The sequence below is a fragment of the Bacillus sp. FSL K6-1560 genome (assembly GCF_038592935.1).
Taxonomy (GTDB): Bacteria; Bacillota; Bacilli; order Bacillales; family Bacillaceae; genus Bacillus; species Bacillus subtilis.
In genome coordinates this window covers 485,243-497,632 of the sequence record NZ_CP151946.1, presented here as the reverse complement: position 1 = coordinate 497,632, position 12,390 = coordinate 485,243, and the positions used below count along the sequence as shown (strand labels likewise).

Here is a 12,390-nt window from a genome sequence, read left to right as displayed (position 1 = left end):
TTTACTATTTTATATACAAGTCCTATTTGTTTTAATCATTTCATATAAAAAAGAGACAAATCTGTGATTAGATTTGTCTCTTTCGATTATCTGTAATAAGATACTGTGCCGTCATGAATAGCTTGTGCAGCTTTATCTTTATAAACCGCTTGCTTCAATTTACTTGCATCTGATGCATTAGTGATAAAGGCAGTTTCAACTAAAACACTCGGCATTTTAGAATATTTAATAACGTAGAAAGCAGCTGTTTTTACTCCCCGGTCTCTCGTTCCAAGATTAGCCGCTAACTTTGGTTGAATTTGTTCAGCCAGTCTCTTGCTATTTGCGGCTTGATATGTTGTATCGTAGTACGTCTCACTTCCATTTGGGGATGAGCTATCATTAGCATTTGCATGTATACTGATAAATAAATCTGCTTGTGCAGAAGCTGCTTTATTTACTCTCTCCTGTAAAGAATAAAAAGTATCATTAGATCTTGACAGTACTGGAAGAGCACCTGAAGCATTTAGCTTTGTATTGACTCTTTTCGCTATATCAAGGTTGACTTCTTTCTCAAGGAGTCCATTGCCGATTGCTCCTGAATCTTGATCACCGTGACCCGGATCAATAAAGATTGTTTCACCAACTACCGGGTTCTTTAATTGATTAGCTACTTTATTCTTAATAGCTCCTTCTTTTCCTATAACTGTAAATTTAGATGTATTTTTGCTTCCTATAATCTTCCGTGCACCCATTGATAAATTTTTACCATTCGTCAAAATAAGAGATTGGTTATTCCTCGCAGCCAAGTAAGCTCCTGCTATTGAATCGTGATAAAGCCATCCATTGCCTACATGTACATTGCTTGTCGGCAAATTTAATTTTTGAACAATATTAGCTGCGAGTTCATATCTGTTTGAACCGCTAATTCTGGTTGGAGAAGGTAGTTTGTTATATACTGTGTTATTAATGCTTGCTGTACCACCTACGACAATTGTGCTTTTTATACCATTTGATTTAATGGCTTCTGCTGTTGCGCTTTTTAAAGACGATTCTCGCGTAAATAGAATTGGATACCCATTTCTTGCTGCATAAGTGACAATAGCTGGTGCATCCGCATATACAAAACCATTTAAAATAATAGCCTTAGAAGTTGACTTCATTTCTTTTGCTACCTTTGCTGCTGTTTCATAGCGACTACTGCCACCTATACGTTTCACACTAATCCCTAGATTTTTAATTTGATTAGCTACATTTTCGGAAACTGCCGGAGTTCCCCCTACTATTATTACATTCTTTGTGTGCAACTCTTTTAATCTATTTTTAGTTTCACCAGACAATGTCTTAGTATTCGTATAAAGTAGAGGAGCGTTTTTCTGATATGCAAGCGGTACAGCCGAAATAGCATCCGGATACGCACTACCTCCTACTACCACTGCAGTGCTAGCTGTTGAATATATTTGCTTGGATAGTTGAATGGCTGTATCATATCTGTTGTCACCGCCGACTCTTTTTACTGAATTATCTGCCAAAGCGGATGGTACAAACAAAATGAGTCCCAAAAAACACATCGTGAGGACTTTTATATATGAACGCAATCAAATTTCCTCCTTATATGCCTATTAATATTAATAATTTGTCAAAGTTGTACCTGGGTAATAAAATTTCAAAATAGAGCTGTATGAATCTCCAGCTTCCGCCCTTGCTTTTGCACCATATTGGCTCATTCCTATTCCATGACCATACCCTTTACCGATAATTGTGTACTTAGATGCCTCTTTTTTGATAGTGACATATGTACTCTTAAATATGGTTGTACCCATCATAGTTCTTAACTGGGTAGTCGGTATTGTGATCGTTGTGCTTTTATTTAAGCTATAGTCTCCAGTATTATTTTTCACGTGGTACTTAACTTTCAAGGATGCTGTTTTGGCACGTTGTCCTTGCGTAGTTCCGCTAAAACTCAAATCTTCTAAACTTACGATCTTTACATCAACTGCACTCGTTTCTTTATTTTTCAATATCCATGTTTTCACACCAGAAAGTCTTGATGAATCTGTTTCAACAGCCGAAGACCACCACGAAGATGGTTTGTTTGTGTCCAATGAATTCATATCAAGCTGTTGCTTTGATAAAGATAGTGTCCAACTAGTCTGAGGATCTTTGGTATCTTTTTTAGCAACTAGATAAGGAACACTTGTTGACCAAACCTCGTTACTTGCCTCAGTGTAACCACCATTGCTTGATGAATAAGTTGCAGATATTAAAGAATTGTTATACTTTAAGACCTTTCCTTCCGTCTGCTCAACGGCCTTGGTCGTATTAGAATTCCAGCTAAATCCTCCATATACTTGAAAAGCAGTCGTATCAGCTACTGTACTACCGGTTTTAGTAATAGAATATGTTCTAGCAGCGACGGTTTGTGCTTTTAAAGCTTCAAGCGGCCAGCTAGCGGGCATTTCATTTGGAATAACACCTTTTAGGTAATCTTCAAACGGTATGTTTTCATTGACTGGTCTAATGTACTTGGTAGATTCAATAGAGAAATTCACTGTACCAAGGTACTCTCTTCCATTAAGGCTGATTCTGTTTGAAGTAGAATATTTCTCAGGTTTTATTCTGAGAGAATTTCCGTATGTTTTTATGTTTTCGAGATTCAGTTTCCCACTGTTGATTTTTAAATTGTAGCTTTTTCCACCTGCAAGATAAAATTTGTCAGCTAGAGATTTCTCGACTCCTGTAGAAATAACGCTTGTACTTCCAATAAAATCGTAAGCATATGTTGCTTTATTTTTCGTCACATTTTCTGTAACATCAGGTACAGTGTCTTGCTTCACAAATAAAATTGGAGTGTTTTTCTTTGCGGCAAGTGAAGCACCTACTAATACATCAGCATACTTTTTACCATTTGCTATAACTGCTTTATCAGCTTTTAAGTTTAATTGTTCCACAATATTTGCGGCCATTTCATATCTGTTTGCTCCAGGTATTCTTTGCACAGTTGATGTTTTCTTGATTTGTTTTTCAACACTTTCACTGACACTGGTTGTACCGCCGACAATAATGACTTTTTTAGGCAAATCATAATCCGGTAAGTTATCTTTATTTGTTAAAAAAATTGGATATCCATGTGCTGCTGCATAGGGGGCAATAGCTAATGCATCCTGAAACACTTTACCAGTGACGACAATAGCCTTATCATAACTACCCATCTTTTTAGCAATATTTTCAGATAATATATATTTGTTCTTACCACTTATTCTTTTAACCGTCCCGTATGTTTTCAACTTAGTCTCAATATCCTTAGAAATACTCGCTGTTCCTCCGATGATCAAAATATTATCGGGACTAAATCTAGCAATCTGCTCTTCTGTGGCTTTAGATAATTTATCAGGATGAGTTAGCAAAACCGGAGCATCTAGCTTTTTTGCCAGTGGAATTATTGATAAAGAATCACCGATCGTGTCACGATTGACCAATATGACAGTACTCGGATACTTCCATTGGCTGCTTGATGCAAGAGCTGCAGTTTCATACCGTGAAGAACCTCCAAATCGGTCCGTAACGGCCACATTGCTACCGGTTACTTTATAGAACCCTGTTGGAGTCAGACTGATGCTTGATTTATTTCCGATATAGTTTGTCAACTTTACTGAGATGTTAGAGTCTGCTGCAAAAGTGATAGATGGAATACTGATTAAAAAAACTGCAGCAAAGAAACATAAGATTATTCGTTTGGAAGACTTCAAGATTTCAAGTTCCCTCCTCATCGTTTAATTAGTGCGTTCAATATCTTTTAACAAAAGTTGGCCTTTTTCATTTTTTTCATATTTAACTTTGACCTTATCACCATTATTTAAGTTACCAAGATCACTCGTCGATTCATCAGTAATATCAAAACTAACAGGCTCATTATCCACAGTTACTTCAATTGTGTGAGTATCCGCTAGTCCTACATAAACTCCTTCCTTTATTACAGTATTATCATTCGACATTTCTTCACCTTGACTCTTTTGACTATTAACCCCGCAACCCGAAAGAAGCAATATAAAGAACAGTAAAGCAATAAATTTTTTCATTTTTTTCACCTCATTATATTTTATCGTCAACCTATTTTATATTTTAAAGAAAAATTAAGAAACAATGAAACTTTTTTTTATAAAAAACGACTATTTTAGGATTTCATTCTTGTATTAAATAGAGTTGTATTTATTGGAAATTTAACTCATAATGAAAGTAATTTAACAGACGAGGTGCAATGGATGAGAAACGAACGCAGAAAAAAGAAAAAAACTTTATTACTGACAATTTTAACGATAATCGGACTTCTTGTACTCGGAACTGGTGGCTATGCATACTACTTATGGCATAAAGCAGCATCAACCGTGGCAAGTATTCATGAAAGCATTGATAAATCTAAAAAGAGGGATAAAGAGGTCAGTATCAATAAAAAAGATCCTTTTTCCGTCTTAATCATGGGTGTGGATGAACGCGACGGCGATAAGGGCCGTGCCGATACGCTCATTTATATGACTGTTAACCCAAAAACGAATACAACCGATATGGTCAGCATTCCGCGTGACACGTATACAAAAATTATCGGAAAAGGCACAATGGATAAAATCAACCATTCATACGCTTTCGGCGGCACGCAGATGACGGTAGACACTGTTGAGAACTTCCTCGATGTTCCGGTTGATTATTTTGTAAAAGTGAACATGGAAAGCTTTAGAGACGTTGTTGATACACTTGGCGGCATTACAGTTAACAGCACATTCCCGTTCAGTTATGACGGTTATTCGTTCGGCAAAGGAGAAATCACGCTGAACGGAAAAGAAGCGCTCGCTTATACCCGGATGAGAAAAGAAGATCCGAGAGGCGACTTCGGACGCCAGGACCGCCAGCGCCAAGTCATCCAAGGTATTATTAATAAAGGCGCTAATATTTCTTCCATCACGAAATTCGGAGATATGTTTAAAGTTGTTGAAGATAATGTGAAAACGAACTTGACCTTCGATAACATGTGGGATATCCAGTCGGATTACAAAGGTGCGCGGAAACATATTAAACAGCACGAACTAAAAGGTACAGGCACGAAAATCAATGGAATTTACTACTACCAAGCTGATGAAAGCGCCCTTTCCGATATTACAAAAGAGCTGAAGGAAAGCCTCGAAAAGTAAAACAAAAAGAAGCTTCGCACAATGTGCAAAGCTTCTTTTTTATTTGCCTGTAAATGAATCCGGTTGTTCTTTCCGATACCCATAATGAAACAGCAATTCTTCCACAATCCGGCGGGAAGCCTCTCCATCTCCATACGGATTAGAAGCCTGGGACATTTTCTTGTACTCATCATGATCAGTTAACAGCTGTTTTGCCAGCTGATAAATGTTTTCCTCATCCGTCCCTGCAAGTTTCAGCGTTCCCGCTTCCACTCCTTCAGGCCGTTCCGTCGTATCACGCAGAACAAGCACCGGTTTCCCGAGAGATGGGGCTTCCTCCTGCACGCCGCCCGAATCTGTCAATATAAAATGCGATTTCGCTGCAAAGTTATGGAAATCAATCACCTCTAAAGGTTCAATCAGATGCACTCTGTCAGAATCACCAAAATGCTTCTGAGCCGCTTCCCGGACAACAGGATTCAGGTGCACAGGGTAAACGACTTGTACATCTTCAAATTCCCCTACAATTCTGCGGATGGCCTTGAACATGTTTTCCATTGGCTCACCCAAATTTTCCCGGCGGTGAGCGGTCAAGAGAATCATTTTATCCTCACCCACCTGATCGAGAACAGGATGTGAGTAACCATCCCTAACCGTTGTGTTGAGTGCGTCAATCGCTGTATTGCCCGTTACAAAAATAGAGTCGGCCTTTTTGTTTTCTTTTAATAAATTGTCTTTCGCCTGGCCTGTCGGAGCAAAATGCAAATCAGCAATCGCCCCTGTCATCTGTCGATTGAGCTCTTCCGGAAACGGGGAATACTTATTCCCTGTACGGAGCCCCGCCTCCACATGACCGACAGCAATTTGATGGTAAAAAGCGGCTAGGCTTCCGGCAAACGTCGTCGTCGTATCACCATGGACAAGCACAATATCGGGTTTGATATCTTTAAACAACTCATCCAATTTTACAAGTGCGTTAGACGTAATCTCTGCCAGTGTCTGCCGCTCCTTCATAATGTTCAAATCGAAGTCAGGCTTGATGTGAAACGCATCTAACACCTGATCGAGCATCTGTCTGTGCTGTGCAGTTACCGTTACATAGGAATCTATTTCAGGATATTTTTTCAATTCAAGCACAAGCGGTGCCATCTTGATCGCTTCAGGCCTGGTCCCGAAAACGGTCATCACTTTTAGTTTTTTCATATTTGTCACCTGGTTTTCTGCTATAGTAAATAAATTCATACTACATATTCTACATGAAAATGCTTCATTTTAAATCATTTCATTCTTGATTCAAATAAAATGATATAAGTTTTTAATATTAAGGATAAAGCTTGTTTAAAAATGGTTTATCCGATATCATAAAAATGTGTAAAAACATAATGAAAAGGGTAAATAGAGAATAGTTTAACCATAAATTTTTTCGATCATAAGGAAGGTGCCTTTTAAATGAAAAAAGTACGTAAAGCCATAATTCCAGCAGCAGGCTTAGGAACACGTTTTCTCCCGGCTACGAAAGCAATGCCGAAAGAAATGCTTCCTATCGTTGATAAACCTACCATTCAATACATAATTGAAGAAGCTGTTGAAGCCGGTATTGAAGATATTATTATCGTAACAGGAAAAAGCAAGCGTGCGATTGAGGATCATTTTGATTACTCTCCTGAGCTTGAAAGAAACCTAGAAGAAAAAGGAAAAACTGAGCTGCTTGAAAAAGTGAAAAAAGCTTCTAACCTGGCTGACATTCACTATATCCGCCAAAAAGAACCTAAAGGTCTCGGACATGCTGTCTGGTGCGCGCGCAACTTTATCGGCGATGAGCCGTTTGCGGTACTGCTTGGAGACGATATTGTTCAGGCTGAAACACCAGGGTTGCGCCAATTAATGGATGAATATGAAAAAACACTTTCTTCTATTATCGGTGTTCAGCAGGTGCCTGAAGAAGAAACACACCGCTACGGCATTATTGACCCGCTGACAAGTGAAGGCCGCCGTTATCAGGTGAAAAACTTCGTTGAAAAACCGCCTAAAGGCACAGCACCTTCTAATCTTGCCATCTTAGGCCGTTACGTATTCACGCCTGAGATCTTCATGTATTTAGAAGAGCAGCAGGTTGGCGCCGGCGGAGAAATTCAGCTCACAGACGCCATTCAAAAACTGAATGAAATTCAAAGAGTGTTTGCTTACGATTTTGAAGGCAAGCGTTATGATGTTGGTGAAAAGCTCGGCTTTATCACAACAACTCTAGAATTTGCGATGCAGGATAAAGAGCTTCGCGATCAGCTCGTTCCATTTATGGAAGGTTTACTAAACAAAGAAGAAATCTAAACAAAAAGGCTATTGGACATTCATCCAATAGCCTTTTTTATTTCGACATCAAGGTCAGCGTATGCTCTTCATTATCAACTGCAAAAACCTGATCAGCTGTATTCACAAGAAAACGCTTCTTGCTGCTGTCATACAATACATCGCTATCACTTAAGGATAGTGACGCCGGGGTGATAGGAGAAATGTTATGAAAAATAAGCTCTGTTGCTTTATCATTCTCCAACACATAGCTGATTTTTTCATGATCAAAATCCAGCTTCTTTCTGCCGTCAGCTGTATCTCCCTCAGTGTATTCATTCAATTTCGATTGGATGGTGCTACTTCTGTCTCCTAAGAATTTCAGGAAGTGTTCATAGGAAGATGCTGCAGTTTGTGGGATATAAGGCGTAAAGTCAGCAGCCCGCAATTCAGCATGTTTCACGTTTGTTGCAACAGCCCTCTTCTTCACAAAATAAGATTGTCCGTTAAACTGTATTTTCGCTGCTTGTTTGCCTTTTGCAGCTACCGTCACCTCTGTACCGAATGGCAGTGTAACGTCAGCCTTCTGTTTCAAACCCTGATCCTTATAAGCAGCCGCTTTTTCATTTGCTATAAACCCTTGCTTATTGACTGCGGTTAAGCGTTCCTCTGACTTGCCCTTTGCATCGCCATGATGGTTCTTCACTTCATTTTGCGGAATAGCGCCAAACGAAGCAATTGTACGAAGCGGGGCATTAAAGAACATCGTTCCCGCCATGAAGACAGTCAGAATAGACAAAATAGCAATTTGAACAGCATTAGCCAGTGATTTTGGCTTTTTCTTTTTTTTGCGGAGACGGTCAAGCGCTTCAGGATCTTCTTTCTTCCGCTCTTCCGTTTGCTCCTTTTTATATGTTTCTTTTTCTTTTTTAGACAGCTTATTAAACCAGTCGATAAATGCTTTGTACTCTTTGACAACGTTTTTTGTTTCATCAAACATACGAAGCTCGCCGTAGTGCATCCAAGCGACGCGGTCACACATCTTTTCAATCTGGCCGATCGAGTGGCTGACAAAGAAAATCGTTTTTCCTTGCTTTTTAAACTCATTTATTCTGTCCACACACTTCTGATAAAACGTTTGGTCCCCTACAGAAAGAGCTTCGTCAATAATTAAAATGTCAGGGTCAATATGAACGGAGATCGCGAAACCGAGACGCGATTTCATCCCGCTGGAATAGTTTTTAACCGGCTGATCAATAAAATCGCCAATCTCAGCAAATTCCACGATACTGTCGTACATCTCGTCAATTTCTTTGTTGGTTAACCCCATCATCAAACACTTGAGCCGGACATTGTCCCGGCCCGTCAATTGGTTATTTAAACCCGCCGAAATCGCAATCAGCGACGGCTGGCCGTTCATTTCAATTTCACCGCTGGTCGGCGGAATAATTTTAGCCAGCAGGTTAGACATGGTCGATTTTCCTGACCCGTTTATTCCTACAAAGCCGATTGTCTCCCCTTCATACACGTCAAAGGAGACATTCCGCACAGCAAAAAAACCATTATCCTTAGCCGGAAAAAACAATCCTTTAATCTTGTCTGATTGTTTTTTATACAAATGATACTGCTTTGAAACATTTCGAAACGAAACTTTTAGTTTCATCGTACAATCTCCTTACGTATTAAAGAAAGTCAACAAACTTGTCTCTGAATTTCATATGCAGGATAGAACCTACTAACAATAAAAGAAATGTGAACAACCAAAAGTACAGCGTGTACTTCATGTCATGGAAAAACCATTGACCATCTAAGAAGCTATTACGGAATCCTTCAATAATATAGAAGAATGGATTCAGCTTCAAAAAAGGAACTAATTCTGGATGACTATGACCAAGTCTTTCATTGACATCCCAAAAAATTGGTAACAAAAAAAACAAAAGTCTTGTTACAGCCTGCAGCAAAAATTGATAATCCCTAATCAGTACACTGATCGTTGAATTAAACAAACTAAACGAAAACATAAAAGCAATCATACAAATAAAGTAGTAAATATATTGTAGCCAATGCGCACTCGGAAAAATACCATTTAATAGTAAAGCAATAATATAAATCGCCATCATAATAATATAACTAAACAGGTTAGACGCAATAGCGACTGATGGTAAAGAACTAATCGGAAAGTTCATTTTAGCCACCATATTAATGCGCTTAAATACACTGTTTGAGCCATCAAGTATAGTTGGACTGATAAAAAACCATGGAATTAACCCTGCCAACATCCAAATAATAAATGGCACTTCGCCCGCTCCGGTTGTGACAGGACCGCCCTTTCTAATCCCCATACCAAACACGAACCAGTAGGCCAGCATTTGGATAAGCGGATTTAAGAACTGCCATAAGACACCTAAATAATTCATTTGATATTTAGACTTGGTTTCATAAGCCGCCAATCTTAAAATTAAAGGAAATGACGTTATTTGTTCTCTGAGTATTCGCAACAAATCATTCATTTTTTATCTTCCTTAGACTAAGTTGTTTTTAGCATCTTTCTGTTATAAAAACTGAAAGCACTGCAGATAATTGTAACAGATAATATGTTTTTTTTCACTTATCAATAAGTGTTAAAAAGCTGTCGAGTCCTCGACAGCTTTTTAACATCATGCTGTAATGCTATATTAGTTATTCTCTAAGAATACTTTCTTTACAACTTTATCTGTTGAATTTCCATCATGCCAACTACAGAACTTTTCATAAAAATCATCATACTTTGCTTCGTATTGTTGCTTTACAACATCAATATTTAATATTTTGTTTATCACGTCATCACTTGTTTTAACTACTGGTCCCGGAACATCTTCTTCAATGTTAATGTAGAAACCTCGTAGCTTGTCACGGTACTTTTCCAAATCATATGCGAAAAATAAAATTGGTCTTTTTAAATTAGCATAGTCGAAAAATACAGATGAGTAATCTGTTATTAAAATATCAGAGATCAAGTAAAGCTCTGCAATTTCATCATATTTAGACAAATTAAAAGCAAAATCTTCTAGTCCATCAGTGTTTATCTCGTCTGCAATAAAGTAGTGCATTCTGAGTGCGATAACATAATCATCGCCTAGCTTTTCTTTCATTTTTTGCAAATCAAGTTTCAAGTTAAACTTATATTTCCCTGCTGCATAATAGTCATCGTCTCTCCATGTCGGAGCATAGAGGATTACTTTTTTATTTAAAGGTATGCCTATTCTTTCTTTAATATCATTAATCTTTTTAGGCTGATTATCTCGATATAAAATATCATTTCTTGGATAGCCTGTTTCAAGCATGTTCTTTTCAAATAAAAAAGCTGATTTGAAAATGTTAGAGGAATATTTATTGGGTGCGATTAAGTAATCCCATCTTCTGGACTGAATATAAAAGTTCTTCTTATAGTTTGGATTAGCAGAATAAATTTCCTTCATATCAAATACAAGCCTTTTGAGAGGAGTACCATGCCATGTCTGTAAATAAACATTTTCTTTTCTTTTATCTATGTGCATAGGTATTCTTGAATTGCTTACCCAATATTTCGAAACACCTAAATAATAATAATATTTAAAACTAAATCTCTTTACAACTTTGGCGGGGCCTGGAATTTTTCTGTTCTTATCATTAAAAATCCAAACAAATTTATAATCCAAATTATGTTTAACCATGTATTCATAAATATCTCTCGGGCTATCTGAATAATTTTTTCCTAAAAAGCTTTCAAACACGATGTGTTTTTCTTTAAGCGGCATTTTAATAAAGAATTTTCTATAACAATAAATTTTAAATTTCTTTAAGCTCTTCAAACCTTGTCTTAAGCTTCTGATTTCTAGATGGGTTTTAATATTCTTTTTGTATTTTTTCACATTTTCATTACGAAGTTGCTTCAACTCTACTCTAATATGCATTGGCTGATTTGCTAAAGTCTTCCGACTAAGTCGTTTGGCAGCAACAGCAATATCTTTGAAAAATTGATCTACTTTTTCTATATCTTTAAAAAGCAATACAATGTTTTTTCTGTAAAAATTCAGGAACAACAAATCTAAATAGCGTGTGACTTTTTCATTGGTTTTATATGATTCATGTAAATGCTCATAAATCGTTATAAAGTCATTTGTTTTAACTTCATTCGATAATTGCATTACCCCAGGATTAGTTATTGGATCATTTCTTCTGCGCTTATAATATGTCGGCTGCTTGACCAACGCGATTTTATCTATTTGAGTTATCAGTTGAACCAATAAAGATATGTCAGTAAAACAAGTTGTGCCTTCATAAAACAGGTTTGACTGTATATCATTAAAGATATCCCGGCGAATTAGCAGATTCAGCACACTTCGATTTTTAAAGACCTTAAATAGTTTTTTTATTACTAATACTTTAGATTTATTTCGCAAAGAAATGTTCATCAAATCAAGCGGCTTATTAAGACGTCTAGTTGTCCCTACTATCAATTGATCGTCCTTAATATACTTTGTAAGAAGTTCAATTGCATTTTTTGTTATAACATCATCACTATCTAAAAAGTATAGGAAACTTCCTGTACTTGCTTTTAAACCAATATTGCGTGCAGAAGCAACCCCTCGGTGTTTTTCAGATTTAATATAAACTATACGGCTATCTTCTGGCATAATCTTTTCTAAAAATACAGTATCATCATCGGCGGAGCCATCATTTACAATAATAATCTCCAGATTTTCATAGGTTTGTTCCAATACTGAATGTAAACATTCTTCTATATAATCTTTTGTATTGTAGTAAGGGATGATGATTGAAACCTTACCTATATCTTCAATAGGCTCAAGATTATCCTGTTCCATTACATCTTCTTCATAAGCATCGATCATTTTAAAAGTCACACCTTCTAAATAATTTCCAGCTTCACATCATTTTACTTCTGTTTCCAAAATCTTTACTTATCAGAAATACTAAGGCTGGC

General features: G+C 37.2%; 9 protein-coding genes. 2 read left to right on the top strand and 7 right to left on the bottom strand.

From position 1 onward, the window contains the following. Nucleotides 1-86: 86 nt before the first annotated feature. Genes NYE22_RS02685 through NYE22_RS02675 form a run of 3 tightly spaced genes read right to left on the bottom strand, consistent with a single transcriptional unit; the run spans nt 87 to nt 4,058 of the window. Nucleotides 87-1,577: an N-acetylmuramoyl-L-alanine amidase gene (locus tag NYE22_RS02685; RefSeq protein ID WP_342412277.1), complete on the bottom strand. Its 1,491-nt coding sequence runs from the start codon at nt 1,575-1,577 to the stop codon at nt 87-89. Between the two features lie 30 nt (nt 1,578-1,607). Continuing rightward, nucleotides 1,608-3,728: a SpoIID/LytB domain-containing protein gene (locus tag NYE22_RS02680; RefSeq protein ID WP_161986327.1), complete on the bottom strand. Its 2,121-nt coding sequence runs from the start codon at nt 3,726-3,728 to the stop codon at nt 1,608-1,610. Nucleotides 3,729-3,752: 24 nt separating this feature from the next. Then, complete coding sequence (locus NYE22_RS02675; protein WP_134983447.1) at nt 3,753-4,058, bottom strand: hypothetical protein; 306 nt, start codon at nt 4,056-4,058, stop codon at nt 3,753-3,755. A 183-nt stretch (nt 4,059-4,241) separates the two neighbouring features. Here NYE22_RS02675 and lytR point away from each other — a divergent pair, with 183 nt between their 5' ends. Then, entirely contained in the window at nt 4,242-5,162 is a 921-nt protein-coding gene (gene lytR / locus NYE22_RS02670; RefSeq protein WP_342412276.1) for a transcription antiterminator LytR, read from the top strand. A gap of 39 nt (nt 5,163-5,201) precedes the next feature. Here lytR and wecB read toward each other — a convergent pair whose 3' ends face one another. Continuing rightward, nucleotides 5,202-6,344 (bottom strand): UDP-N-acetylglucosamine 2-epimerase (non-hydrolyzing), encoded by a 1,143-nt coding sequence (wecB, locus tag NYE22_RS02665; RefSeq protein WP_021480729.1) that lies wholly within the window; start codon nt 6,342-6,344, stop codon nt 5,202-5,204. A gap of 246 nt (nt 6,345-6,590) precedes the next feature. On the opposite strand from wecB, the gene galU reads away from it, so the two are divergent. After that, complete coding sequence (gene galU, locus NYE22_RS02660; protein WP_003227944.1) at nt 6,591-7,469, top strand: UTP--glucose-1-phosphate uridylyltransferase GalU; 879 nt, start codon at nt 6,591-6,593, stop codon at nt 7,467-7,469. A gap of 37 nt (nt 7,470-7,506) precedes the next feature. Here galU and tagH read toward each other — a convergent pair whose 3' ends face one another. The 3 genes from tagH to NYE22_RS02645 all read right to left on the bottom strand — a co-directional run bounded on the left by tagH (nt 7,507) and on the right by NYE22_RS02645 (nt 12,298). Continuing rightward, nucleotides 7,507-9,090 (bottom strand): teichoic acids export ABC transporter ATP-binding subunit TagH, encoded by a 1,584-nt coding sequence (gene tagH, locus NYE22_RS02655; protein WP_342412275.1) that lies wholly within the window; start codon nt 9,088-9,090, stop codon nt 7,507-7,509. A 19-nt stretch (nt 9,091-9,109) separates the two neighbouring features. Next, entirely contained in the window at nt 9,110-9,937 is an 828-nt protein-coding gene (tagG, locus tag NYE22_RS02650) for a teichoic acids export ABC transporter permease subunit TagG (protein ID WP_161986325.1), read from the bottom strand. A 165-nt stretch (nt 9,938-10,102) separates the two neighbouring features. After that, on the bottom strand, nt 10,103-12,298 hold the full coding sequence (locus NYE22_RS02645) for a bifunctional glycosyltransferase family 2 protein/CDP-glycerol:glycerophosphate glycerophosphotransferase (RefSeq protein WP_161986324.1): 2,196 nt from the start codon (nt 12,296-12,298) through the stop codon (nt 10,103-10,105). Between the last annotated feature and the right edge of the window lie 92 nt (nt 12,299-12,390).